The sequence below is a fragment of the Achromobacter dolens genome (genome assembly GCF_902859745.1).
GTDB classification, from domain to species: domain Bacteria; phylum Pseudomonadota; class Gammaproteobacteria; order Burkholderiales; family Burkholderiaceae_B; genus Achromobacter; species Achromobacter dolens.
Genome location: NZ_CADIJW010000044.1, coordinates 12928 through 37396 on the forward strand (window position 1 = coordinate 12928; position 24469 = coordinate 37396).

The 24469-nt window shown below is 69.1% G+C and carries 28 protein-coding genes; 11 read left to right on the forward strand and 17 right to left on the reverse strand.

The features are described from left to right. Positions 1-107 precede the first annotated feature (107 nt). Positions 108-962 (reverse strand): KPN_02809 family neutral zinc metallopeptidase, encoded by an 855-nt coding sequence (gene ypfJ, locus HV783_RS23070; RefSeq protein WP_054486621.1) that lies wholly within the window; start codon positions 960-962, stop codon positions 108-110. A gap of 85 nt (positions 963-1047) precedes the next feature. Between ypfJ and HV783_RS23075 the strand changes: the two genes are divergently transcribed. The 4 genes from HV783_RS23075 to bamC all read left to right on the forward strand — a co-directional run bounded on the left by HV783_RS23075 (position 1048) and on the right by bamC (position 4583). After that, a complete protein-coding gene (locus tag HV783_RS23075) occupies positions 1048-1674 on the forward strand; it encodes an L-threonylcarbamoyladenylate synthase (RefSeq protein ID WP_054503128.1) in 627 nt (208 codons plus the stop codon). Between the two features lie 126 nt (positions 1675-1800). Further along, positions 1801-2448 (forward strand): site-2 protease family protein, encoded by a 648-nt coding sequence (locus HV783_RS23080; protein WP_054503127.1) that lies wholly within the window; start codon positions 1801-1803, stop codon positions 2446-2448. A gap of 87 nt (positions 2449-2535) precedes the next feature. Further along, positions 2536-3441, forward strand: a complete 906-nt coding sequence (dapA, locus tag HV783_RS23085) for a 4-hydroxy-tetrahydrodipicolinate synthase (protein WP_116792007.1) — start codon at positions 2536-2538, stop codon at positions 3439-3441. A 17-nt stretch (positions 3442-3458) separates the two neighbouring features. Continuing rightward, positions 3459-4583 carry an NlpB/DapX family lipoprotein gene (bamC, locus tag HV783_RS23090; protein ID WP_054503125.1) on the forward strand — a complete coding sequence of 375 codons (1125 nt, stop codon included), beginning with the start codon at positions 3459-3461 and terminating at the stop codon, positions 4581-4583. Positions 4584-4785: 202 nt separating this feature from the next. Here the strand turns inward: bamC and HV783_RS23095 are convergent, their stop codons facing one another. The 6 genes from HV783_RS23095 to HV783_RS23120 form a co-directional block, all read right to left on the reverse strand. Next, positions 4786-5013 (reverse strand): endopeptidase, encoded by a 228-nt coding sequence (locus HV783_RS23095; RefSeq protein WP_081273424.1) that lies wholly within the window; start codon positions 5011-5013, stop codon positions 4786-4788. 217 nt (positions 5014-5230) lie between these two features. Beyond that, positions 5231-6424: a ribosomal protein uL16 3-hydroxylase gene (locus tag HV783_RS23100; RefSeq protein WP_175189934.1), complete on the reverse strand. Its 1194-nt coding sequence runs from the start codon at positions 6422-6424 to the stop codon at positions 5231-5233. Continuing rightward, entirely contained in the window at positions 6421-9075 is a 2655-nt protein-coding gene (gene mutS, locus HV783_RS23105; RefSeq protein ID WP_254604003.1) for a DNA mismatch repair protein MutS, read from the reverse strand. The genes HV783_RS23100 and mutS overlap by 4 nt, the downstream gene beginning before the upstream one ends. 163 nt (positions 9076-9238) lie before the next feature. Then, the gene (locus HV783_RS23110) at positions 9239-9865 is read right to left on the reverse strand and encodes a pyridoxamine 5'-phosphate oxidase family protein (protein ID WP_116791927.1); all 627 of its coding nucleotides are present in this window, start codon (positions 9863-9865) and stop codon (positions 9239-9241) included. A gap of 299 nt (positions 9866-10164) precedes the next feature. After that, positions 10165-10428 carry a hypothetical protein gene (locus tag HV783_RS23115; protein WP_054503121.1) on the reverse strand — a complete coding sequence of 88 codons (264 nt, stop codon included), beginning with the start codon at positions 10426-10428 and terminating at the stop codon, positions 10165-10167. A 113-nt stretch (positions 10429-10541) separates the two neighbouring features. Then, on the reverse strand, positions 10542-11441 hold the full coding sequence (locus HV783_RS23120; RefSeq protein WP_064524201.1) for a LysR family transcriptional regulator: 900 nt from the start codon (positions 11439-11441) through the stop codon (positions 10542-10544). A 92-nt stretch (positions 11442-11533) separates the two neighbouring features. Here HV783_RS23120 and HV783_RS23125 point away from each other — a divergent pair, with 92 nt between their 5' ends. The 4 genes from HV783_RS23125 to HV783_RS23140 all read left to right on the forward strand — a co-directional run bounded on the left by HV783_RS23125 (position 11534) and on the right by HV783_RS23140 (position 14459). Continuing rightward, positions 11534-12541, forward strand: coding sequence for an NAD-dependent epimerase/dehydratase family protein (locus tag HV783_RS23125; RefSeq protein WP_437341327.1), 1008 nt, complete (start codon positions 11534-11536; stop codon positions 12539-12541). A 91-nt stretch (positions 12542-12632) separates the two neighbouring features. Beyond that, positions 12633-13538 carry an aldose epimerase family protein gene (locus HV783_RS23130; protein WP_054503303.1) on the forward strand — a complete coding sequence of 302 codons (906 nt, stop codon included), beginning with the start codon at positions 12633-12635 and terminating at the stop codon, positions 13536-13538. Between the two features lie 76 nt (positions 13539-13614). After that, positions 13615-13971, forward strand: a complete 357-nt coding sequence (locus HV783_RS23135) for a hypothetical protein (RefSeq protein ID WP_175166604.1) — start codon at positions 13615-13617, stop codon at positions 13969-13971. Positions 13972-14105: 134 nt separating this feature from the next. Then, positions 14106-14459, forward strand: a complete 354-nt coding sequence (locus HV783_RS23140) for an antibiotic biosynthesis monooxygenase (protein ID WP_054503118.1) — start codon at positions 14106-14108, stop codon at positions 14457-14459. Between the two features lie 17 nt (positions 14460-14476). On the opposite strand, the gene HV783_RS23145 is transcribed toward HV783_RS23140, so the two are convergent. The 3 genes from HV783_RS23145 to HV783_RS23155 form a co-directional block, all read right to left on the reverse strand. Continuing rightward, the gene (locus HV783_RS23145; protein ID WP_254604005.1) at positions 14477-14776 is read right to left on the reverse strand and encodes a hypothetical protein; all 300 of its coding nucleotides are present in this window, start codon (positions 14774-14776) and stop codon (positions 14477-14479) included. A 119-nt stretch (positions 14777-14895) separates the two neighbouring features. Beyond that, a complete protein-coding gene (locus HV783_RS23150; protein WP_175189936.1) occupies positions 14896-15909 on the reverse strand; it encodes a zinc-binding alcohol dehydrogenase family protein in 1014 nt (337 codons plus the stop codon). Positions 15910-15936: 27 nt separating this feature from the next. Continuing rightward, a complete protein-coding gene (locus HV783_RS23155) occupies positions 15937-16731 on the reverse strand; it encodes an SDR family NAD(P)-dependent oxidoreductase (protein WP_054486626.1) in 795 nt (264 codons plus the stop codon). A 109-nt stretch (positions 16732-16840) separates the two neighbouring features. On the opposite strand from HV783_RS23155, the gene HV783_RS23160 reads away from it, so the two are divergent. Beyond that, a complete protein-coding gene (locus HV783_RS23160) occupies positions 16841-17752 on the forward strand; it encodes a LysR family transcriptional regulator (protein WP_144654696.1) in 912 nt (303 codons plus the stop codon). Between the two features lie 12 nt (positions 17753-17764). Here the strand turns inward: HV783_RS23160 and HV783_RS23165 are convergent, their stop codons facing one another. After that, complete coding sequence (locus tag HV783_RS23165) at positions 17765-18268, reverse strand: DUF6496 domain-containing protein (protein ID WP_049072897.1); 504 nt, start codon at positions 18266-18268, stop codon at positions 17765-17767. A 188-nt stretch (positions 18269-18456) separates the two neighbouring features. On the opposite strand from HV783_RS23165, the gene HV783_RS23170 reads away from it, so the two are divergent. After that, the gene (locus HV783_RS23170) at positions 18457-18675 is read left to right on the forward strand and encodes a dodecin (RefSeq protein ID WP_006386517.1); all 219 of its coding nucleotides are present in this window, start codon (positions 18457-18459) and stop codon (positions 18673-18675) included. A gap of 834 nt (positions 18676-19509) precedes the next feature. On the opposite strand, the gene HV783_RS23175 is transcribed toward HV783_RS23170, so the two are convergent. Together HV783_RS23175 and hpxZ are read right to left on the reverse strand one after the other, a co-directional pair. Beyond that, complete coding sequence (locus tag HV783_RS23175; protein WP_049072898.1) at positions 19510-20064, reverse strand: NADPH-dependent FMN reductase; 555 nt, start codon at positions 20062-20064, stop codon at positions 19510-19512. Positions 20065-20143: 79 nt separating this feature from the next. Next, the gene (gene hpxZ, locus HV783_RS23180; RefSeq protein WP_054503302.1) at positions 20144-20521 is read right to left on the reverse strand and encodes an oxalurate catabolism protein HpxZ; all 378 of its coding nucleotides are present in this window, start codon (positions 20519-20521) and stop codon (positions 20144-20146) included. A gap of 208 nt (positions 20522-20729) precedes the next feature. Here hpxZ and HV783_RS23185 point away from each other — a divergent pair, with 208 nt between their 5' ends. Continuing rightward, entirely contained in the window at positions 20730-21275 is a 546-nt protein-coding gene (locus HV783_RS23185) for an antibiotic biosynthesis monooxygenase (protein ID WP_175143264.1), read from the forward strand. A 38-nt stretch (positions 21276-21313) separates the two neighbouring features. Here the strand turns inward: HV783_RS23185 and HV783_RS23190 are convergent, their stop codons facing one another. From HV783_RS23190 to HV783_RS23205, 4 genes are read right to left on the reverse strand one after another with little or no spacing between them, the layout of a single operon-like run. Then, positions 21314-22021 (reverse strand): GntR family transcriptional regulator, encoded by a 708-nt coding sequence (locus tag HV783_RS23190; protein WP_116791920.1) that lies wholly within the window; start codon positions 22019-22021, stop codon positions 21314-21316. A gap of 22 nt (positions 22022-22043) precedes the next feature. Further along, positions 22044-23432 (reverse strand): AtzE family amidohydrolase, encoded by a 1389-nt coding sequence (locus tag HV783_RS23195; RefSeq protein WP_175189937.1) that lies wholly within the window; start codon positions 23430-23432, stop codon positions 22044-22046. Next, complete coding sequence (locus HV783_RS23200; RefSeq protein WP_049072902.1) at positions 23429-23611, reverse strand: DUF4089 domain-containing protein; 183 nt, start codon at positions 23609-23611, stop codon at positions 23429-23431. The genes HV783_RS23195 and HV783_RS23200 overlap by 4 nt, the downstream gene beginning before the upstream one ends. A 34-nt stretch (positions 23612-23645) precedes the next feature. Beyond that, complete coding sequence (locus HV783_RS23205) at positions 23646-24467, reverse strand: ABC transporter ATP-binding protein (RefSeq protein WP_054503111.1); 822 nt, start codon at positions 24465-24467, stop codon at positions 23646-23648. Between the last annotated feature and the right edge of the window lie 2 nt (positions 24468-24469).

Here is a 24469-nt window from a genome sequence, read left to right on the forward strand (position 1 = left end):
CTGGCCCGCGCAGCGGGAGTGCGCGGGGGCGTAATCTTACAAGATGAAGACCGTGTCGGCTTTTGGCTGTATGGATATCCAGCGTCCGCCGCATCGCGGCCAGCGCCCTACAGCGAGCTGGCGGCGAACGTATCGCATTGCTTGAGATCGCCGCTGTCCAGGCCGCGCTTGAACCAGCGCACGCGCTGCGCCGACGAGCCATGGGTGAAGGCGTCGGGCACCACGTAGCCCTGGCTCTGCTTCTGCAGCCGGTCGTCGCCGATGGCGGTGGCGGCGGCCAGCGCTTCCTCGACGTCGCCGCTTTCGAGGATGTTGCGGGCGGCGTTGGCGCGCTGCGCCCACAGGCCGGCGAAGCAGTCGGCCTGCAGTTCCATGCGCACCGACAGCGCGTTGGCCTGCGACGGGTTGCGCCGGCGCAGGTTGTCGACCTGGTCGGAGATGCCCAGCAGGTGCTGCACGTGATGGCCGACCTCGTGCGCGATGACGTAGGCCTGGGCGAAATCGCCGGGCGCCTTGAAGCGGTTCTGCAGCTCGTCGAAGAACGCCAGGTCGATGTAGACCTTGCTGTCGCCGGGGCAGTAGAACGGTCCCATCGCCGCCTGGCCGGTGCCACAGGCCGTGGGCGTGGCGCCGCGGAACAGCACCAGCTTGGGCGGCACGTACTGGCGGTTCAGGTCTTTCTGGAAGATGGCGCTCCAGGTGTCCTCGGTCTCGCCCAGCACCTTGGACACGAAGCGTGCCTGCGGGTCGTTGGCGGGCGGGCGGCTGGCGGGGGCCTGCTGTTGCTGCGTGGCCGGTCCCTCGGCCATCTGCAGCACCACGCTGGGATCGACGCCGAAATACATGGCGACCAGGGCCAGCACGATAGTGCCGATGCCGATGGTGCCTCGGCCGCCGATGCGCGGACCGCTGGCGCGGCGGTCTTCCACGTTGTCGCTTTCGCGGGAATCATCCAGGCGCATACTGTGTCTCCGGGCGGCCGCGGCCGCCATGTGTTGCGTCGGCCGCGGTTGGCGATGCGGCCTTCAAGAGTGTTAGGATAATCCCATGGCCCTTCATTTAGATATCCACCCCGCGAATCCCCAACCGCGCCTGCTCAAGCAGGCCGCCCAATGGCTGAACGACGGGGGGCTGGTGGCGGTGCCCACCGATTCCAGCTACGCGGTGGTCGCGCGCCTGGACGACAAGAACGCCGCCGACGGCCTGCGCCGCCTGCGCGGCCTGGACGATCGCCATCATCTCACGCTGCTGTGCCGCGACCTGGCCGAGATCGGCCACTTCGCGCGCGTGGACAACCGCCAGTACCGCCTGCTCAAGGCCGCCACGCCGGGGCCCTGGACCTTCATCCTGGAAGCCACCAAGGAAGTGCCGCGGCGCGTCTCGCACCCGTCGCGCAAGACCATCGGCATCCGCGTGCCGGACCATGCCGTGATGCTGGGCCTGCTCGAACAGATGGGCGCGCCGCTGTTGTCCACCACGCTGATCCCGAAGGGCGAGTCCGACGCGCTGAATGACGCCGAGGCCATCCGCGAGCGTTACGACCACGAGCTGGCGGCCATCATCGACGCGGGCGCTTGCCCGCATTCGCCGACCACCGTGATCGACCTGACCGGCGACGACCCCGTCGTGGTGCGGGTGGGGCGCGGCGATCCGGCCACGCTGGGCCTGGCCTGAAACGGCTGACCATCCGTTCGCGCGGCGGCGCGCGCCGCCGGTCGTCGCCGGCGCGCGGCAGGGCGGGCGCCGCTGTGCATGTCGCCGCACTGTTCGTCACGCCGCTCCTCTACAATCCGCTTCGCCATGAATGACATCATCCAGACGATCGCGGTCTACGCGATACCGGTTATCTTCGCCATCACCCTGCACGAGGCGGCGCACGGCTACGTCGCGCGCATGTTCGGCGATCCGACCGCCTACCAGGCGGGCCGCATCAGCCTGAACCCGGCGCGCCACATCGACCCGATCGGCACGCTGCTGGTGCCGGCGGTGATCCTGCTGACTTCCAAGCTGCTGGGCAGCCCGGGCATGCTGTTCGGCTGGGCCAAGCCGGTGCCGGTGGATTTCGGCCGCCTGCGCCGTCCCAAAAAGGACATGCTGTGGGTGGCGCTGGCCGGTCCCGCCGCCAATCTGCTGATGGCGATCCTGTGGGTGTTTTCGCTGCGCCTGTTCCTCGAAACCGGCATGCAGGAAAGCTTCTGGTTCGAGATGGCGATGGCCGGCGTGCAGGTCAACCTGGTGCTGATGGCCCTGAACCTGCTGCCGATTCCGCCGCTGGATGGGGGACGCATCCTTTTCAGCCTGCTGCCCAACCGGCTGGCCTGGCAATACTCGAAAATCGAGCCGTATGGGCTGGTGATCGTCGTGGTGCTGCTGGTGACCGATGTGCTCTGGATATTGATGCGTCCGGTATTGGCTTTGGGAACGACGATCGTTCAGTGGTTCCTCTAGGATTTTGGCCAATATCCGTTAAACTCAGCGGTTTCACTGATTCTGGCCCTGGGGCATCCCGCCACGGGGCTCTGGAGCCCCTCATTTATGGCATCCCCTGCAACCGCCGCAGGCGTTAATTTCCAGGGCAGCATGGTGGCCCTCGTCACCCCGATGCAGCCCGATGGCAGCCTAGACTACGCCGCCTACCGGTCGTTGATCGACTGGCACATCCAGGAAGGAACCGATGCGCTGGTGGTGGTGGGCACCACCGGGGAGTCGCCGACGGTCTCCATGGAAGAGCATGCGGAACTGATCCGCGTGGCGGTCGAGCATGCCGCCGGCCGCATCCCGGTCATCGCGGGCGTGGGCGCCAACTCCACCGACGAAGCCATACATCTCACGCGCCACGCCAAGGCGGTGGGCGCGCAGGCCGGCCTGTCGGTGGTGCCGTACTACAACAAGCCGTCGCAGGAAGGCCTGTACCGCCACTTCCGCGCCATCGCGGAAGCCGTCGACCTGCCGACCATCCTGTACAACGTGCCGGGCCGCACCGTGGCCGACATGAGCAACGAAACGGTGCTGCGCCTGGCGCAGGTGCCGGGCATCATCGGCATCAAGGACGCCACCGGCGACATCGGGCGCGGCGGCCTGCTGCTGCGCGAGGCGCCGGCCAGCTTCCAGGTGTTCAGCGGCGATGACCCCACCGCGGCCGCCCTGATCCTGCTGGGCGCGCGCGGCAACATCTCCGTCACCGCCAACGTCGCGCCCAAGCTCATGCGTGACTTGTGTGCCGCCGCCCTGGCGGGCAACGTGCCGAAGGTGCGTGAACTTAATGCGCGCCTGGCCCGTCTGAACAAGGCTTTGTTCGTTGAAGCCAATCCTATTCCCGTCAAGTGGGCGCTGGCCGAAATGGGCCGCACCGCGCTGGGCTACCGGTTGCCGCTGGTGGAACTGGGCGCGTCGCACCACGAAACGGTGCGTCGCGCGCTCCAGGAAACGGGCCTGCTCTAAATATCGTGAGGATACGTATGAACAAGCGTCATGCCGGTTTGTCGGCATTGATGTCTCTGGTGTTGTTGGCCGGCTGCAGCGAGGTCAACCAATTCCTGGGCAATGAAGAATCCGTCAATTACAAAAGCGCCGTCACGCAACGTGGCGAGCCGCTGAGCATCCCGCCCGACCTGACCCAGGCCGCCAGCGATCCGCGCTACCGCGCGCCGGCGTCGGGCTCGACCACCTATTCGCAATTCCAGCAGCAGGGCCAGGCCCAGGCCAGCGCGCCCAAGGCCAGCAACGTGCTGCCCGGCCGCCAGGACATGCGCGTCGAGCGCGACGGCGACCTGCGCTGGCTGGTGGTCGACCGCGCGCCCGAGGACGTGTTCCCGCGCCTGGTCGACTTCTGGACCGAAAACGGCTTCACCGTCGCCAGCAACAATCCGGCCGCCGGCCTGATCGAGACCGATTGGGCGGAAAACCGCGCCAAGATCCCGGAAAGCTGGCTGCGCCAGGCCCTGGGCGCGGTGCTGGAATCGGCCTGGGACAGCGGCGAGCGCGAGAAATTCCGCACCCGCGTCGAACGCGTCAACGGCCACACCGAAATCTACGTCAGCCATCGCCAGATGCTGGAAAAGCGCGTCGGCAGCGACGGCTCGCAAGTGCAGTGGCAGAACGGCAAGGAAGACCCGGGCCTGAACGCCGCCATGCTGGCGCGCATGATGGTCTACCTGGGCACCGACGTCGACAACGCCCGCAAGCTGGTGCAGCAGGCGGAAGCCGCGCCGCAGAAGCCGACGGTGCAGCAGGACGTCCGCGCGCAGGGCGCGGCCCTGATCGTCAGCGAATCGTTCGACCGCGCCTGGCGCCGTGTCGGCGTTGCGCTGGACGGCGGCGGCTTCTCGGTGGACGATCGCGATCGTTCGGCCGGCGACTACTTCGTGCGCTACGTCGACACCGACACGGGCGAGAAGATCGACCAGCCGGGCTTCTTCAGCCGCATGTTCTCGGGCGACAAGAAGGCCGAGGCGCCGCAGTACCGCATCCACCTGGTCGGCAGCGGCGAACAGACCACCGTCACGGTGCTGGACGCCAAGGGCGAACGCGACAACAGCGCCACCGCCCAGCGCCTGCTGAGCGTGCTGAAGGACAAGATGTAATTGCCGCGTATTCCGGCGGGCGCCACGGCGCCCGCACGGCTCCGGAAAAGGCCCTTCGCGGGCCTTTTTCTTTGCGCGCGGGGTCGGCGTATGCCGCGGCGGCGGCACGCGCGGGAACGGCGCCCGGCGGCGCGCAAACAAAAACCCCGGCGCGGGGCCGGGGTTTCTGCTTGCCGTGATCAGCGCGGGGGTTGTTCGCTGATCAGGACGCGGGGGTGGTCGAGCCGCCCGGGGTGTTCGAACCGCCGCCAGGCGTGGTGCCAGGCGTCGGGGCCGGGGCCGGCGAGGTGGCCGGCGGCGTGCTCGAAGGCGCCGGGGCGGTGGCGCCCGGCGTGGGGTTGTTCGCGGGCGCCGGGGCATCTTCCTTCTTGTTGCACGCGCTGAGCGAGACCGCCAGCACCGAGGCAATAATCAAGGTTTTGCTCATCATTTTTAGACTCCTGTAGATGACGACTCTTGAAACCCCGTCAGGGGAAACCAGGATCCAGGCTACAGGAAGCCGTAAGCGATGCGAGTGTGAAAGTTAAAAAGGTCGCATCCCAACGGCAACAAACCTTTCCGCGCGGTGTGATGTCTTGCTTTATGTGACCCTGCGCATAGACCTCATTGCGTTCTGTGCAAGACGGATACGCGCAGGTTTCCGGATACTACGAGGCGACGTAATGGATCCAGCCGGAATCCAGCCAGTCCGCCAGGCATGAGCGGGCTTCGTCGGACAGGCGGGCGCAGGCCGGATCGGCGCAGTCCAGGCTGCGCGCGTCGGCCAGCTTGCAGAGCGCGGGCGCGGCCGGCGTCATGGCGGTTTCGCCGTTGATGAAGAGCTGCTTGCCGCGATAGAGCATGCGGCTGCGGCGATCCAGCACCAGCCTGCCGCTGGCGGGCCAGTCTTCTTCCAGATCCACGTCCAGGCCCTCGGGGCCGTCGAACACACTGAGGTTGCTGGGCTCGGTCAGCCAGCAGCCCAGGAAGCGCGACGCCAGCGCGTCGTCGAAACGCAGTTTGCTGACGGTGTCGAGCGTGGCCTGCACCAGCGCATCCGGCACCTGCGCCGGCGTGGCCACGGCGGCCTGGGCCGGATCACGGTAGACAGCCGACAGCTTGGGGCCGGGCAGCGCCGGCTCGCCGTAGGAGCCGCCCAGCAGGCCGACGCGCGCCATCACCTGGTCGGCGGCGGCCTCGAGCAGGCCGCGCGCCAGCGTGGCCTGCGTGGGGGCGCGGAAACCGATGGAGATGGTCATGCAGCCGTCGCCGGCGGCGATGCCGTCGTGCGCGGCCTGCGGCGGCAGGTAGAGCATGTCGCCCGGCGCCAGCACGGCCTGTTCCTCGGGCTGGAAATGGCTGAGGATCTTGAGCGGCAGGCCGGGTTCGAGCGACAGGTCCTTCTGGCGGCCGTAGCGCCATTCGCGCTCGCCGGCCGCCTGCAGCAGGAACACGTCGTAGCTGTCGAAGTGCGGGCCGACGCCGCCGCCGTGGCTGGCGATGCTGATCATCACGTCATCGAGCCGCGCGTCGGGGATGAAGCGGAACTGCTGCATCAGCTCGGCCGCGGCGTCGCTGTGCAGGTCGACGCTTTGCACCAGCAGGGTCCAGTCGCCTTCGTTGTCCTTGGGCAGGCGGGCGAAGGGGCCGTTTTCCATCTGCCATTCGCCGTTCTCGCGCCAGATCAGGCGCGATTCGACGTCGTCGCGGCGCGCCAGCTTCTTGATCGCGGCGATGGTGACCGGCGGCTTGAAATCCGGGAGGGCCTGGCGGATCAGCAGCGGCTTCTTCTGCCAGTAGCGGCGCATGAAGTCGTTGGGGCTCTGGTTGCCCAGCAGCGGCAGGGGATGGTCGAGGTTCATTGCAGGTGCTTCTTCAGGCGGTAGAGGGCGTCCAGCGCTTCGCGCGGGGTCAGGCTGTCGGGGTCGATGCCGGCGAGTTCCTCGCGCAGCGTGTCCAGCGCCTCGATGGCGTCGGCGCGGTCGGCTTCGGCATAGGCCTGCGCGTCGGCGTCGGCCGCGGCCGAGAACAGGCCGAGCTGCGGCGTGGGCGCGCCTTGCGCCTCGAGCCGTTCGAGTTCGCGGGTGGCCTGGCGGATCACGGCGGCGGGCACGCCGGCGCGCTGCGCCACCTGGATCCCGTAGCTGCGGCTGGCCGGGCCTTCGCGCACTTCGTGCAGGAACACGATGCCGCCGGCCGACTCGGCCGCGGCCAGATGCACGTTGGCGGAAGCCGGTTGTTCGGCCGGCAGGCGCGTCAGTTCGAAGTAGTGGGTGGCGAACAGCGTCAGGGCGCGGTTGTGCGCCAGCAGGCGGCAGGCGATGGCCCAGGCCAGCGCCAGGCCGTCGTAGGTGGAGGTGCCGCGGCCGATCTCGTCCATCAGCACCAGGCTGTTGGGCGTGCTGGCCGCGAGAATGGCGGCGGCTTCGGTCATCTCCATCATGAAGGTCGAGCGTCCGCCGGCCAGGTCGTCGGCGGCGCCGATGCGGGTGAAGATGCGGTCGATGCGGCCGACGCGGGCGCGCGCCGCCGGCACGAAGCTGCCGATGCGCGCCAGCAGCACGATCAACGCCACCTGCCGCATGTAGGTCGATTTACCGCCCATGTTGGGGCCGGTGATGAGCAGCATGCGGCGCGCCGGATCGAGGCGGCAACCGTTGGGCGTGAAGCGCTCGATGGCCTGCTCGACCACCGGATGGCGGCCGGCGTCGATGTCGATGTCGGCCTGCTCGGACAGTTCGGGGGCGATCCAGTCGTGGCGCCGCGCGTGCTCGGCCAATGCCGCCAGCGTGTCGAGTTCGGCCAGCGCGCCGGCGCAATCGGACAGCGGGCGCACGTGTTCGGCCAGCACGTCCAGCAGTTGCTCGAACAGCCATTTCTCGCGCGCCAGCGAGCGGTCCTGCGCCGACAGCACCTTGTCTTCCCAGGTCTTGAGTTCCGGGGTGATGTAGCGTTCGGCGTTCTTGAGCGTCTGGCGGCGGCGGTAGTCTTCGGGCACCTTGGCGGTCTGGCCCTTGGTGACCTCGATGTAGAAGCCGTGCACGCGGTTGAATTCGACGCGCAGGTTGCTGATGCCGGTGCGCTCGCGTTCGCGCGCTTCCAGTTGCACCAGGAAGTCGCCGCCGTCGGCGGCCAGGGCGCGCAGTTCGTCGAGTTCGGCGTCGAAGCCCGTGGCCAGCACGCCGCCGTCGCGGATCGCCACGGCCGGTTCGGGGGCGATGGCGCGCATCAGCAGGGCGGCCAGCGCCGGGTCCACCGACAGATGCGAGACCAGGTCGTTCAGGCGCGGCGAGGCGGCCATCGGCGCGACCAGGTCGCGCAGCGCCGGCAGGGCTTGCAGCGCGTCGCGCAGGCTGGCCAGTTCGCGCGGGCGCACCGAGCGCAGCGCCAGCCGCGCGGCGATGCGTTCGATGTCGGGGAAGGCGTTGAGCGCGCCGCGCAGCGTCTCCAGCAGGCCGGCCGAACCGAAGGTCTGTTCGACGTCCATGCGGCCGGCCAGCAGCGTCGAGATGGCATGCTGGCGGGCCTGGGCCGGCGCGTTGTCGCGCAGCGGATGGTGCAGCCAGCGGCGCAGCAGGCGGCTGCCCATGGGCGTGCGGCAGCCGTCCAGCAGCGAGAACAGCGTGGGCGAATCCTCTCCCGACAGCGTCTGCGTCAGTTCGAGGTTGCGGCGCGTGACCGGATCGAGCAGCACGAACTGGCCGGGGCGCTCGGCCGACAGGCTCTGCACGTGCGCCAGCGCCTGCGACTGGGTGCGGGCGGCGTAGCGCAGCAGCGCGCCGGCGGCGCAGATGCCGGCCGGCATGTCTTCGATGTCGAAGCCCGCCAGCGTGTCGGTTTTGAAGTGCGCCAGCAGGTGCGCGCGGGCGCCGTCGCTTTCGAAGTGCCAGTCGGGCACGCGCGAACGCGCGCCTTCGAACGGGAAGTCGAATTCGGCGCTGTCGGCGCAGACGATTTCGGCCGGCGCGATGCGGTGCAGTTCGGATTCGAGCTGCGCCGGCGCGCATTCGGTGACGCGGAAGTCGCCGCTGGCCAGGTTCAGCCAGGCCAGCCCGGCGCGCGGCGCGCGGGCGTTGCCGGTGACGAACACCGCGGCCAGCGCGCGGTCGGCCTTGGCCGGCAGCAGCGCGTCGTCGGTCAACGTGCCGGGGGTGACGATGCGCACGATGCGGCGCTCGACCGGGCCCTTGGAGGCCGCGGGATCGCCGATCTGTTCGCAGATGGCGACGGACTCGCCCATCGCCACCAGCCGCGCCAGGTACTGTTCCATCGCGTGCACCGGCAACCCGGCCATGGGGATGGGCGTGCCGTTGGACGAGCCGCGCTTGGTCAACGTCAGGTTGAGCAGCCGCGCGCCGCGTTCCGCGTCTTCATAGAACATTTCATAGAAGTCGCCCATGCGATAGAACAGCAGCAAGGGGCCGGCCTCCGCTTTCAGGCGGAGGTATTGCTGCATCATGGGAGTGTGGCCCGCGTGGGCCTCGGCGGCGGTGGTCTGTGTTGCGGAATTCATGCCCGTGATTGTATCGGGCCGGCGCGGGGGAGCGGAGGCGGAGGGTGGCGCGGCGTCGCCCGGCCGGGTTGCCCGGCGCGGGAACTTTCAGGCCAGGAAGGGCAGCAGGACGATGCCGTGGACCAGCACGAAAATGCCGACGAGGCTCATGGAACCGCGCGTATCAGTACAACGTGCTGGCCACGCGCGCCGGCAGGTCGCGGTCGTAGGCCGCGCCATCGAAGGTGCCAGCGGTCAGGTCGGACAGCATGCGGCCGACGCTGGGCAGCGCCGCGCGCGGGATCTGGGTGGCGGGGTCCCACAGCCGCGAGCGCAGCAGGGCGCGCGAGCATTGGAAGAACACTTTCTGCACGTCGACGATCAGGACCGAGCGCGGCTGCTTGCCGTCCATCTCGAACCGTTGCAGCAGCGCCGGGTCGACGCTGATGCGCGCGGTGCCGTTCACGCGCAGCGTTTCGTTGACGCCGGGAATCAGGAACAGCAGCGCAACGCGCGGCTCGGCCAGGATGTTGCGCAGGCTGTCGATGCGGTTGTTGCCGCGCCGGTCCGGCAGCAGCAGGGTTTTTTCATCTTCGACCACGACGAAACCGGCGGGATCGCCGCGCGGCGACACATCCAGACCGTCCGGGCCCGAGGTGGCCAGCGCCGCGAACGGCGCGGCCTCGATGAAGGCGCGATAGTGCGGGTGGACGTGGTCCACTTCCTTCTTCAGGGAGGCTTCGCCCGGTTCGCCATACAGGGCCTGCAGGGCGGCGGGGTCGGTGATGAGGTGGGTGGTGTCCAGGGGCATGGCGAAGGCTCGGTGGGTCTGCGCGGATACTAGCGATTCCCGCTGCCTGTGACAACCTGCGCGCGGCGCGCCGCGGACACGTCCCCCGGGGAAGGCGAAGCGCCGTTCAGCCTTCCTGGCCGTAGCCGAAAGGCCAGCGGCGGCGGGTGGGTTCGGGCTTGGCGGTGTCTTCTTGCATGTTTTTCTCCGTAGGTTGCATTGGGGAAAATTCTATTTCCCCAGATGTAACAGCATTGCAAGGGATGGTTAGCACTCGCTTGGGGGCGGCGCCGGGGCGAAGCGCTGCCATGGAACGGCTCCTAGTCGGCCGCGAACAGCGTGACCTGGCGCTCGAGCGCGTAGGTGGCGCGGTAGCTGGCGGGCGTGGCGCCGCGGTCGATCAGCAGCAGGCCGTCGCGTTCGGCGGCGGCCAGGACCTCGCGCAGCTTCTGGCCGCCTTCGAGGCCGGTGGCTTCGCACAGGCGGTCCAGCGGCAGGTAGTCGCCGTTCTTGACGCCGGACAGTCGCGGAAAGGCGCTGAGCCAGATGCTGCGGCTGGGCGGGGAGTTGATCAGACTGGTCATGGGGCGGGGTTCCCTTGCGGTCGGATGACTGTATGGATGAACAGTATATCTGAACGTCGGACCGAGTCCCGCTGGGTATGTCGCACCGCTGCCGGCATGCCGCGCGGGGGGCGCTAGCCGGCCGCGCCGGTGTGGGCCAGCAGACATGCCACCAGCGCGTCGAAGACCGCCTTGCAGCGGGGGCTGGCGCGCAGGTCTTCGTGCATGGTGATCCAGGTTTCCAGCTTGAAAGCGGCCTGCTCCGGCAGCAAGCGCACCAACTGTTTGTCGCGGCGCGCGAGCGCCACCTGGCACACGCCGATGCCGGCGCCGGCCCGGATCAGCGCCAGTTGCGCCAGGTCGCTGTCGGCGCGCAGGGCGAAGCGGTCGCGGACCCAGGGGATCGGAAAGCGCTTGCTGGCGCCGCGCAGGAACGGCGTCTCGGTGTCGTAGCCGATCAGGGCGTGGCCGGCCAGGTCGGCCGGCGCGGTGGGCGTGCCGCAGCGGCGCAGATAATCCTTGCGGGCGTACAGACCGATCTCGACGTGGCCGACCGGGCGCGCGATCAGTTGTTCCTGCCTGGGCGGGGCCATGCGCACGGCGATGTCGGCTTCGCGCAGCAGCAGGTTCTGCACGCGGTTGGTGGGCGCCAGTTCGACGGTCAGGCGCGGGTGTTCCTGGCGCAGGCGCGCGAGCGCCGGGGGCAGCACTTCGATGCCGATGACTTCGCTGGCCGAGACCCGCACGGTGCCGGCGACGCCGGGGCCTTGCGCGGCGGCCGCGCGTTCCAGGGCGGCGGCGTGGCTGTGCATGGCCTCGGCATAGCCGCGCAGCGACTGCGCGGCGTCGGTGGCCAGCAGGCCGGTCTGCGAGCGGGTGAACAGAACCTGCCCGAGCGCGCGCTCGAGCGCCGCGATGTGGCGGCCCACCGTGGGCTGGGTGATGCCGAGCGCGCGCGCGGCGCCTGACAGCGAGCCCTCGGCGAGCACGGCGAGAAAGCTGCGGTAGAGTTCCCAGCCGATCGGTTTGGTCATGCATAAATGTATAGCTGCGAGGCTAGGTTCGGCAATTTATTTTGTGCAGCGCCAGCGCCAGAATGGTCGCCATGGATTCACGGGAGATGACCATGACGACGATCGAATCGGGCCGGCCGGGCACCGCGCTGGTATTGGGCGCCACCGGCGGGGTGGGCGGGGAGGCGGCGCGCCAGTTGCGTGACGCCGGTTGGGGCATCCGTGCCCTGGCGCGCGGGCTGGCGACGGAAACGGCGCAGCGCGATGGCATGACGTGGCTGCGCGGCGACGCCATGAACCGCCAGGACGTGGCGCGGGCGGCGCAGGGGTGCGAGGTGATCGTGCATGCGGTCAATCCGCCCGGCTACCGCCGCTGGGGCGAGTTGGTGCTGCCGATGATCGACAACACCATCGCGGTGGCGACCGCCCAGGGCGCGACCATCGTGCTGCCGGGCACGATCTACAACTACGGACCGGACGCCTCTGTACTGCTGCGCGAGACCTCGCCGCAGCATCCGTTGACGCGCAAGGGCGCGATCCGGGTGGAGCTCGAACGCCGCCTGCAGGTCGCCAGCGCGCATGGCGCGCGCGCCGTGGTGCTGCGGGCCGGCGATTTCTTCGGGCCTGGCGCCGGCAACAACTGGTTCTCGCAGGCGCTGGTCAAACCGGGCCGGCCGTTGACGCGGGTCAGCGTGCCGGGCGCGCCGGGCGTGGGGCATCAATGGAACTACCTGCCGGACGTGGGCCGGGCGCTGGTCGAGCTGCTGGCGCGGCGCGAAGCGCTGGCGCCGTTCGCGGCGTTCCACATGGCTGGGCATTGGGATGCGGACGGCACGCGGATGGCCGCGGCGATCGTGCGGGTGGCGCGCCGCCACGGGGCCGAGCCGCGGGTGGGCGCGTTTCCATGGTGGCTGCTGCGGCTGGCGGCGCCGTTCTCGGAGACGCTGCGCGAGATGATGGAGATGCGGTACCTGTGGCGCCAGCCGCTGCGCATGGACAACACGCGCCTGGTCGGCGTGCTGGGCGCCGAACCGCATACGCCGCTGGACGAGGCGGTGGCGGCGACGCTGCGCGGGCTGGGATGCCTGCCGCAAACGCCGCCGCCAACGCCCGCCGCCTGATGCGGGTTCCGGCGCGCGCGACTTGCTGGCGCCGGACCGCGCCATGCACAATGGCGCCACGCGGCCGTTCGCAGCGCCGCGGGAGCGCCCGATGCCTGATTTACCCTTTCCCGCCACGCTGGATGCCAGCGAACGCGTGACCATCGCCCACGGTTCCCACCGCGCCGAGTTCGCGCCGGGCGGGGGCGGGCGCCTGACCCGCCTGTCGACGGGCGAGCATGACTGGATCGTGCCGCTGGTCGAGAACGGCTGGCCGCCGGCGCAATGGCCGCGCGCCGGGTCGTATCCGCTGACGCCCTACTCGAACCGGGTGCGCGACGGGGTGTTCACCTTCGCGGGCGCGCGGCATGTGCTGGAATCGCTGCCCGGTCGGCCGCAGGCGATCCATGGCGGCGGCCTGTACCAGCCCTGGCAGGTGCGCCACCTGGCCGATGACGCGGTCGACCTGGTGCTGCAACAGCCGGCCGGCGTGCTGGGCTGGCCGTGGCCGTATGAGTGCGTGCAGCGCTACCGGCTGGATTCGCGCGGGCTGTCGCTGACGCTGCTGATGATCAACCAGGGCGAGACGCCGATGCCGTTTGGCTGCGGCATCCATCCGTATTTCACCGCGCCGCGGGTGGCGTTGCATGCGCGGCGCATCTGGCCGGCCGACGCCGACGGCCTGCCCGGCGCCAGCCAGACGGTCCATGTGCGCGAGCTGGGCCAGTCGGCCGAGGGTTGCGATACCTATCTGTCGCAATGGGGTGGACGCGCCACGCTGCACTGGCCGGACGGGCACGAACTGGCGTTGCACGCCGATGCGGCCTTTGCGCACCTGGTGGTCTACACCGCGCCGGGCGCTGATTTCCTGTGCGTGGAGCCGGTGACCAACGTGGCCGATGCCTTCAACCTTGCGGCGGCGGGCGAGACTCGCGCCGGCCTGCAGGTGCTGGCGCCGGGAGAGCGCTTCAGCGCGACGCTGTTGCTGGCGCTGCGGCCGCCGCGCGGCGCGCGTTGAGGCCGGCGGCCATGCCGCTGGCAACGGTCGGACGCTCCGGCGATAATCCGGCAAAACCCAATCCAGGAGTCGTTACGTGAAAAAGCTCAGCACCGAACAATTGCAGGCGGCGGCCGAGACGCTGCGCCGGGTGCAGGCCAGGCTGGCCCGTTCGGGCAGCCTGCCGCTGGAGCCGACCATCTATGCCAGCGCCAAGGGCTTTCGCCGCGCCGTGCCCGACTACGTCTGGTCGTGGCTGTCGGGCCTGCTGGCGCCGCACAAGAGCCTGTCGGCCTGGATGGACGCGCACCAGCCGGGCTGGCGCGAAGGCAAGATTCCGGCGGCGGTGGTCTACGCGCGCACCGAGAACGGCTGGTTCGACTGGCTGATCGCGCAACTGGAAGAGGAAATCCGCGACCCGCACGCTCGCGCCAAGCGCGGCGGAAACGCCTGATCCGGGCCGGCAGGCCGGGCAAGGAGGCGGCGCGATTGCGGACGGCTATGTCCGCACTCTCGCGCCCGCCGGCCTCTTTTTCACGGCACCGGGCCGGGCCATAGTGTTGCCTGTTTTTCACCACAGGAGCCGACATGGCCTTTCCCGATTCAGCCGCCTTCAAGCCCGCGCCGGATGGCACGGTATTCATCGTCAATGTGATCCATGCCCATCCAGGCCGGCAGGAGGACGCCTTCCGCGCTATCCAGGACGTGGTGCATTACGTCGCGCGCACCAAGCCTGGCTTTCTCTGGAGCAACCTGGCCAAGAGCACGGACGGCAAGACCGTGGTGAACATCGAGGCGATCTCGGGGGCGGGAAAGGTCGATGAGTTCTTTTCCGATCCGGTGTTCGTGGAGAAATTCCGCAAGCTCGATGCGGTATCGACCAGCGAATTTCACACCTATCAGGTCGACGACCTGGTGCTGCCCGGGCTGCGCGCGGCCTGAGCCGGTCGGGGCAGGCGTCAGGCGCGGGCCCGCGAGCGCGCCGCGCGCAGACGCCGCGCCACCAGCACCAGCAGTTCCTGCACCGCGGCCACCAGCAGCGCGGCCAGGATCGAGCCCAGCACCAGCGCGTCCCACAGGCGCGGCGGACCGACGCGGAACTGGATGGTGTCGAACACCAGCCCGGCGGTGACGCCGGCGACGATGACGGCCTTCCAGCCCTGCAGCGGCACCAGCCGCAGCATCAGCAAGGCGACCGCCACCATGCCCCAGAGCATGGGTTCCAGCGCTTGGTCGAACAGGTGAGAAATCAGAGCCAACTCCCGAAAGCGCGGCGGCGGGCTGGCAGCCCGCGTCGCGCAGTCGAGTTTTTACCGCTTTCTCCGCTGTAATGCGAGACGCCCGTCCCGTTTTTTTCGTCGGAACGGGCTGCGGCGGGTCAGAAGCCTTCCAGCACCACCTTGCCGCGCGCCTTGCCGCTCTCGATGAAGGCGTGGGCGCGGCGCAGGTTTTCGGCGTTGATGCGGCCGTAGTGCTCGCCCAGCGTGGTGCGCAGGGTGCCGTTGTCGATCAGCCGCGCGGCCTGGTTCAACAGCTCGTGCTGGGCGATCAGGTCGGGCGTGTTGTGCAGCGGCCGGGCGAACATGAATTCCCAGTGCAGCGAGGCCGACTTGCCCTTGAGCAGGCGCACGTCGATGGCCGACGGGTCGTCGATCAGCGCGATCCTGCCCTGCGGCGCGATGGCTTCGGCCAGTTGCGGGAAATGCTGGTCGGTCTGGGTCAGGCCGGCGATGAAGCTGACCTGCGGATGGCCGATGCGCTTGAGCTCCTCGGCCAGCGGGCGGGTGTGGTCGATGACGTGATGGGCGCCCAGCTCGGTGACCCAGGCCTGGGTCTCGGGCCGCGAGGCGGTGCCGATGATGGTCAGGCCGGTCAACTGGCGCGCCAGTTGCACCAGGATCGAGCCGACGCCGCCGGCCGCGCCGACCACCAGCAGTGAGCCCTGGCTGGGCGCGGCGTTATCGAGCACGCGCAGGCGGTCGAAGAGCAGTTCCCACGCGGTGATGGTGGTCAGCGGCAGCGCGGCGGCCTGGGCGAAATCCAGGCTCTGCGGCATGCGGCCGACGATGCGCTCGTCGACCACGTGCAGTTCGCTGTTGGCGCCGGGGCGGGTCAGGGCGCCGGCGTACCAGACGCGGTCGCCGGGCGCGAACAGGCTGGTCTTGGCGCCCACGGCGCGCACGATGCCGGCGGCGTCCCAGCCGATGATTTCTGGCTGGCCGTCCTTGGGCTTGCGGTTGGCGCGGATCTTCACGTCCACCGGGTTGACGGAAATGGCTTTGACTTCGACCAGCAGGTCGTGGTCGCCGGGCACGGGCTCGGGCACGGTGATGTCCTGCAGCGATTGCGGATCGGTGGCGGGCAGGTTCTGGAAGTAGGCGATGGCTTTCATGGGGGATCTCGTAACGGGAAAAAGGGATCAGGCGATGGTGCGGACCACGCCGCCGTCGACGCGCAAGGCGGCGCCGTTGGTGGCCGAGGACTGGCGCGAGCAGGTGTAGACGACCATGTTGGCCACTTCCTCCACCGTCGCCAGCCGGCGCAGCAGCGAGCTGGGACGATGCTGGGCGATGAAGTCGCGTTCCATCTGTTCTTGCGGCAGGCCTTGTTCCCTGGCCATTTCGGCGAAGAAGTCGACCACGCCTTCGGAGCGCGTCGGGCCGGGCAGCACGGCGTTGACGGTCACGCCGCTGCCTGCGGTCAGCTCCGCCAGGCCGCGCGAGACGCCCAGCAGCGCGGTCTTGCTGACGCCGTAGTGGATCATCTCGGCGGGAATGTGCAGCGCCGATTCGCTGGAGATGAAGACGATGCGGCCCCAGTCGGCGGCCAGCATGCGCGGCAGGTAATAGCGCGACAGGCGCACGCCGCTCATGACGTTGGTGTCGAGCATGTAGCGCCAGTCGTCGTCGGTGATCTCGGTGAAGGACTTGGGCGCGAAGTAGCCGGCGTTGTTGACCAGGATGTCGACATCGGGATGGGCGGCGCAGATCGAGGCGGCGCCGTCGGCGGTGGACAGGTCGGCCTGCACGGTGTGGACCTGGGCGCCCGGATGCTGGCGCGCGACGGCGTCGGCGGCCTGCTTGAGCTTGTCGGCGTTGCGGCCGTGCAGCACGACCTGGGCGCCGGCCTCGGCCAGGCCCTGGGCGATGGCCAGGCCGATGCCGCCGGATGAGCCGGTGACCAGGGCCTTCTTGCCGTCGAGTTCGATTTTCATGGGGGACTCCAAAAGCGTGGGGGTGGCGCCATCATTACCCAGTGGCGGACGCGGAAAAACCGGCTAGCATCGGACTCAGTTTCAATGAATTTTTGAAAATGAGCCCTTCATGGTTCGATTTGAAGACCTGCGCATCTTTGTAGCGGCGGCGGATCACGGCAGTTTTTCGGCTGCCGCGCGCGAGCTGGACCTGACGCCGGCGGTGGCCAGCGCCGCGCTCAAGCGGCTCGAACTGTCGCTCGAAACCCGCCTGTTCGTGCGCTCGACGCGCAGCCTGCGGCTGACCGGCGACGGCGAGCGCTACCTGGAATACGCGCGCGCCGCCTTGTCGAGCCTGCAGGCCGGCCAGAGCGCGCTGGCGCGCGACAAGACGGCGATCTCCGGCACGCTGTCGCTGTCGATTCCGTCGGACCTGGGCCGCCATGTGCTGCTGCCCTGGCTGGACGAATTCCAGCAGCGCCATCCGCGCGTGAACTTCCAGGTGCGCATCAGCGACCGCCTGGCCGACCTGTACCGGCAGCCGGTCGATATCGCGCTGCGCTACGGCACGCCCGGCGATTCGGGCCTGGTGGCGCTGCCGCTGGGCGAGCACAACCGCCGCGTCGTGTGCGCCGCGCCGGCCTATTTCGCGCGCCACGGCATGCCGCGCACTCCCGCCGACCTGCGCCGCCACAACTGCCTGTGCTTCGTGCTGGGCGAGTCCCTGCATGATCGCTGGGCCTTCGAGCACGAGGGCGACGCCGTGACCGTGGCGGTCAAGGGCGACCGCGTCGGCGACGACGGCGACCTGGTGCGGCGCTGGGCGCTGGCCGGCCACGGCGTGGCCTACAAGTCGCGCTACGACGTGCTGGCCGATCTGCGCGCCGGGCGGCTGGTGCAGGCCTTGCCCGACTACATCGGCGAACCGTCGCCGCTGTACCTGCTGTGCGTGCACCGCATGCTGCTGTCGCCCGCGGTCAAGCGCCTGCGTGAATTCCTGCAGGCGCGCCTGCGCGAGTTCGAGGCCGGCGCCACGCCGTGACCGCCGGGCCGCTCAGTGATGGGCGGCGGCGCGGTTGGCGGCGCGGGTGCGCGCGGCTTTCTTGGCGGCGGCCGAGCGTCCCGCCGCGCCCTTGGTGGCGGCGGCCTTTTTCGCGGCGGCCGAACGATCCGCCGCCGTGCGCCGGCTGGCCGTCTTGGACGCATGGCGCGACAGGGCGGACTTGGACGCCGGCTTGGCGCTTTCACGCTTGAGGGCGCGGGTGGTGGCGCGGGCGCGCGTGGCGGATTTCGCGTGGCCGTCGTGCGCCGCCTCGCTGTCCTGCTTGGCCTTGCGGCGGGTGGCCGCGCCGGCCTTCTTGGGCGAGGGCAGGTCGACGCCGGCGCGGCGCGCCTTCGACAGGCCGATGGCGATGGCCTGCTTGGTCGAGCGCACGCCGTGCTTGCCTTCGCGCACGTGGTCGATTTCCTCGCGCACGAATTCGCCTGCTTGGGTGGATGGGGACTTGCCTTGCTTCTTGTCGCGCGCGGCGCGTTGCAGCGTTTTCCGTTCAGGCATGACAACCTCCTGGCTTGCGTTTCAGAAGCGAGACCGCGACGTGGGCGAGGCCGCGCCGACGGGACTCGTAACACCACTCTATGCCCCACGCGGTATCCTGTGTGTTCGAATGGATTGCCGGTCGTAAGCGCCGGAACCCCGCGCGCGGCCGACGATTCGCAACGCTTCCCCCTCAAAGGAGACAAGCCATGTCGAATCATGTCTACAAGCAGATCGAACTGGTGGGCTCGTCCACCAAGTCCACCGACGATGCGATCAGCAAGGCCATCGAACGCGCGTCCGAAACGCTACGCCACCTGGATTGGTTCGAGGTCACCGAGGTGCGCGGCCACATCAAGGACGGCAAGGTGGCGCACTGGCAGGTCGGCCTGAAGATCGGCATGCGGCTGGAGGATGGCGACGTCTAGCGCCGCCGAGGCGCGATGGCGAGCGCCCGGCATTGACGCGGCGGGCGCGACGCGTCCGCGGCGCTGCTCCTTTTTTGAGCGGTCCTTGCAAGTGCTTGTCGGATAAGATTTTTTTCGGCTTGTCATGAGACTGTTCAGAGGTTTGTCCACATCCGGTGGGGACAAATGCGAGACGGGGCGGGCGGGCGCGGCGCATCACGTAGCTGGCGCGGCCGGCGCACGGCGCCTGAGCGTTTATTGCCCGCCAGGCGCAAGGCCTTGGCGGTAAAGGGATTTTTGCGGCTGCCCGCAGGCTGTCCTCAGCCTTATCCACATTTCCCGGGGACAACCCGACGCCTTTTCGGGCCGCCCTGGGCCTTTCTTGATCAGCCCTTGCAGGTGCTTGATGTGCAAGGGAAAAGCCGAGCTGCCCTCATCCTGTCCTCATGCTTGTCCACAGAATGCTGGGACAAATGCACATGGCGGCGCGGATGCTGGCGGCAGGCGCGGGATGCGTCCGCAGGGCGGTGGATAAGTGTCCTGGGAATCGGCCAAACGGTCGATTGCGCATTTTTTGATCGGCACTCGCAAGTGCCTGGCATGACAGGTTTTTTCGCACCTGCCCCACACCTGTCCTCAAGCTTCTCCACAGTTGGCGGGGATATTGTTGGCCCCCACGCGGCGCGCACTGCGTGCGCTTGCTGCCCTCCGAGGGGGCTGCCCGGCCTTCGGGCGGCCGGGCGCTTAATCCACAAAAAAAAGCCCCCCGGCTTGGCGGGGGGCGTGATCGCCCGGAGGTAGACGGGCGATCGGTTGCCGGGCGGGCAGGCGCCCTTGGCCCGGCAGCGGCGGCAATCAGGCGTTGAACTTCTTGACCCAGTCGACGTAGCGGTCGATCCAGCCTTGCAGGAACTTGCGCGTGCCTTCGTTGGTGATGTTGTACTGGTCGTCGACCAGGCCATCGGTGTACTGCAGGAAGACTTCCGGCGTGGTCAGGGCGTTGGCGCCTTCGGCGGCCAGTATGTTGCGCAGGTGCTGCTGCATGAGGGCGGTGCCGGCGGCGCTGGGCGAGGTGCCCAGGATGCCCACGGCCTTGCCGGCCCACGAATTCTGGCCCCACGGACGGGTGCCCCAGTCGATGGCGTTCTTGATGGCGGCGGGCACCGAGCGGTTGTGCTCGGGCGAGACGAACAGGATGCCCTGGGCATCGAGGATCTGCTGCTTGAGCTTGGCCGCGGGCGCGGGCAGGTTGTTCTCGTTGTCCTGGTTGTACAGCGGCACGTCGCCCAGGCTGACGTAGTCGAACTTGAAGTCCGCGGGAACCAGTTTTTCCAGCGCGCGCGCCAGGCGCAGGTTGATCGATGCGGCGCGCAGGCTGCCGACGAAGACGGCGATCTTGTAGGTGCTCATGAGGCGGGGCTCCTGGGTCGGGGGAAAGCCCAGTGTAGACCTGTCGTCATGACCGCTCAATGGCGGCGAGCCCATAAGGTTATGGACTCATCAGGCTGACATGCGCCGACACCACGCGCCAGCCTTGCGGCGTGCGCATCCAGGTCTGGCTCTGGCGGCCGATGCGGTCGCTGCCGTCGCGCTGGAATTCGATGTTGGTGGTGGCGAAGTCGTGGCCATAGGTGGTGATGGCGGTGCGCAGCACGCGGCGCGCCAGGCCTTGCGGCGAACGGCCGGCGCGGAAGGCGCGGATGGCGTCGTAGCCGTAGAGGTTCTCGCCAGCGCCGTAGCGCAGCGTATGGGGGCTGTTCCAGAACAGTTCGTCGAGCACGTCGACCTGGTTGTTGACCAGGGCGGCCTCATAGCGCGCGAAGGCCACGGTGACCTCGGCGACGACGGCGGGCAGGTTGATATCCATGTTGCGGGGCATGCTCCGTGTTGAATGCACCACGATGGTGCTTGATTCAGGGTAATCACCAATATGGGGTGTGTTGCGGTGCGCAAATTCCGCCGTGGCATAGGCGGATCTCCCTGTCCGCGGGGGGATGCTGCGGTGCAAGGCTGGCACGCGGCTTGCTAGGGTTTACACCACATAACACGCTGCACGCCGCTCCAGGAGTTTCACCATGTCCAGTTCCGCCGTTCCCGCCCCGGTCACCATGCTGGTCACCCGGCACATTGCGCCCGAACGCTACAGCGATTTCCTGTCCTGGATGCGCCAGGGCGAGATCCTCGCCGCCGGCTTTCCCGGTTTTCTCGGTTCGGGCGTGCTGCAACCGCCCGAGGGCGGCGACCAGTATCAGATCGTGCTGCGCTTCAATGACGAGGCCAGCCTCAATCGCTGGGAGCAATCGTTGCCGCGCCGCATGTGGCTCGAACGCGGCGCCGCGCTGGTGCGGGCCAGCCACGCGCGCCGCGTCAGCGGCATGGACAGTTGGTTCGGTCCGCAGGGCACCGCGGGCGCGCCGCCGCGCTGGAAGCAGGCCGTGAGCATCTGGCTGGCGTACTTCCCGGTGCTGCTGGCGTTCACGCTGCTGGTGAGCGAACACCTGAGCGCCTTGCCGGTGTTCTGGCGCGCGCTGATCACCAGCGTGACCATGACGCCGGTGATGGTGTTTGTCTGCATTCCGTTCGTCACGCGGCGGTTGGGCCGCTGGCTGCAGCCGCGCTGACGCGGTCGCCAGCGGGTGGCGTGGCCCGGCCATGCCGCCTAGGCCGCCTGTGCGCGCCGGCTGGCGTACAGCCGGTGCAGCGTGATCTTGCGCACGGCGGCCTGGCTGTCGCCGATGTGGGCGCGCAGCAGCGCGGTGGCCTGTTCGGCGTCACGCCGCAGGATCGCCTGCAGGATGGCGGCGTGTTCGGCGTAGGTGCGGGCAATGCGCTCGGGCTGGGTGAAGTCCAGCCGCCGCACGATGCGGATGCGCTCGGTGGCGGCGCGATGCACGCGCGCGATCTCGGGGTTGCCGGCGGCGGCCACCAGGTCAGTGTGAAAGCGCTCGTCCAGCGCTGCCAGCCACTCGCCATCGTGCGACTGGTTGGCGCCGTCCACCAGCCACACGTCCGCCAGCGGCTGCAGCGCGCGCAGCGGATCCGGCACCTGGCCCGGCGCGCACAGGGCCTGCACGGCGGAGATCTCCAGCACGCTGCGCAGCTCGTAGAAATGATCGAGCGTGTCGAAGTCCAGCGGCTTGACCAGCCAGCCGTTGCGCTGGCGCACTTCCAGGTAGCCCTCGCGTTCCAGGCGGAAAAGCGCCTCGCGCACCGGCGTGCGGCTGACGCGCAGGCGCTCGGCGATCTCGGTTTCGGTGAAGCGGTCGCCGGGCGCCAGGCGGAAGTCGAGGATGTCGCGCTTTAGCGTGCCGTAGGCGGAATCGGCCAGGCTGCGGGGCGTGTCGATGACGGCGAATGCGGAATCCATGGACGGCCTCGGTTGTGGCGGGTCAGGGGAGGGGACGAACGGCGGCAACGCCCGCCTGCTCCAGCCGCCGCGCGGCCAGCAGGCAATCGGCCTCGCGCCACGGCGCGGCGATCAATTGAACGCCCAACGGCAGGTGCGCGTCGGCGCCGATGCCCGGCCAGGTTGGCGCGGCGCACACCGGCAGGCCAAGACAGGAGATCGGCTGCGTCAGCAGGCCCATGCTGGCGCGGGCGGGCAGTGACTGGCCGGCCAGGGCCAGGGTCTCGGTGCCGATGGCGGTGGCGGGCACCGGCGTGGCCGGGGCGATCAGCACGTCGTAGTGCGCGAACAGCGCCATGGCTTCGCGGTAGACGCGGTGGCGTACCCGCTGGGCCTGCTGCACCCAGGCGGCGGGGACCAGGCTGCCGGCGACCAGGCGATCACGCGAATGGGGTTCGTAGTAGTCATAGTGCGTGACCAGGCGGCGGCGATGCAGCGCGCCGCCCTCGGCCGCGGTGATGACGAACGCGGCGGCGCGCGCCTGTTCGGCGCTGGCCAGTTCGACGACCTCCGTGGCCGCCAGCGCGCGCGCGGCCAGTTGCACGGCCTGGCGCGCCTCGGCGCCGGCCCAGTGCGCGAAGTAGCCGCCCAGCACGGCCACGCGCAATGGGCGGTCCGAGCCCAGATCCGCGAGCACGGGCTCGACGGGCCGTTGGGCGCAGGCGGCATCTTCATCGTCAGCGCCTTGCAGCGCATCGTAGACCGCGGCCAGGCTGGCCGTATCGGCCGCGAACGGGCCCAGGTGGTCGAGGCTGCCGACGAACGGGAACGAGCCGGTGCGCGGCAGGCGGCCGAAGGTCGGCTTCAGGCCGAACACGCCGCACAGCGAGGCTGGCACGCGGATCGAGCCGTTGGTGTCCGAGCCCAGCGTCAGCGGCACCAGGCCGCCGGCCACCGCCGCCGCGCTGCCGCCCGAGGAACCGCCGGCGATGCGGGCGGGATCGTGCGGGTTGCGGCTGGCGCCGTAGTGTGAATTCTCGGTGGTGAAGCCGTAGGCGTGCTCGTCCATGTTGAGCGCGCCCACCAGCACGGCGCCGGCATCGCGCAGCCGCGCCACCAGGGTGGCGTCGCGCGGCGCGGGCGGATTGGCGGCGTTGACGCGGCCGCCGGCCAGCGTCACCTCTTCGGCGGTGTCGAACAGGTTCTTGACCGCGTACGGCACGCCGGCCAGCGGCGGCAGGGATTCGCCGCGAGCCCGCCGCGCGTCGATGGCGGCGGCTTCCTGGCGCGCACGGGTTTCGGTGATGGCGGTGAAGCAGTTGTAGCGCGCATCGGCGGCGCGGATGCGCGCCAGCGTGGCTTCCAGCACGGCGCCTGCGCTGCGCTCGCCATTGCGGATCTGCCGCGCCAGGTCGAGGACGGCGCCGTTCACGGGCGGAACACCGAGGCCGATTCCAGCTCCACCGGCAGGGCCTCGTCGATGAAGCTCGAAGCGATGTCGTGGATGCGCGTGAACTGCCGCGCCACCTCGGTCGCGGCCGGTTCGCGCAGGGCATAGCCGGCCAGCGCCAGCGCGCTGCGTACATATTGGTCGATGGTTTCCTGGGTCATGGCGGACTCCGGTGGATCGGAAGGAAAAGACGAACTATTTGCGGACTTCGCGCTGGAAAATCTCCAGGCTCAGTTTCTTCATGCCGATGAAGCTGGGCTCGGACAGCGTCTCGACCGTGCGCGGCCGGGCGTCGCCGTAGTCCAGGATCTCGGCCACGCGGGTGGGGCGCTTGGTCAGCAGCAGCACCTGGTCGGCCAGGTACACGGCTTCCTCCAGGTCGTGCGACACCAGCAGCATGGTGGTGCCGGTCTGCATGAAGACCTCCTGCAGCTTTTCGCGGATGAACAGCGTCATCTCGAAATCCAGCGCCGAGAACGGCTCGTCCAGGAACAGCACTTCCGGTCCGGGGGCCAGCGCGCGCATGATGGAGGCCGTCTGCTGCTGCCCGCCCGACAGCTCGTAGGGATAGCGCTTGAGGTCGAACTTGACGTCGAACGAGGCCACCAGCTCTTCCACGCGCGCGTCCACCTCGGCTTTGCTGCGGCCTTCGAGGCGCAGCGGGTAGGCGATGTTGTCGATGGTGCGCAGCCACGGGAACATGGCCTCGCGGTAGTTCTGGAAGACGTAGCCGATCTTGGTCTGGGCCAGCGACTTGCCGTCGAACAGGATCTCGCCGGCATCGATGGGGATCAGGCCCGCGATCATGTTGATCAGGGTCGATTTGCCGCAGCCGTTGGGGCCGAACACCGAGACGATCTTGCCCTTGGGGATGTCGAGGTTGAAGTCCTCGTACAGCGGCCAGCCGGCGAAATACTTGGTCAGGCCGCGGATGGTGATGTGGGTGCCGGCCGGACCCGGCTGGAACGGCGCGGGCGTGGGGGAGGGGGCGATGACGGGGTTGATGACGGTGGACATGA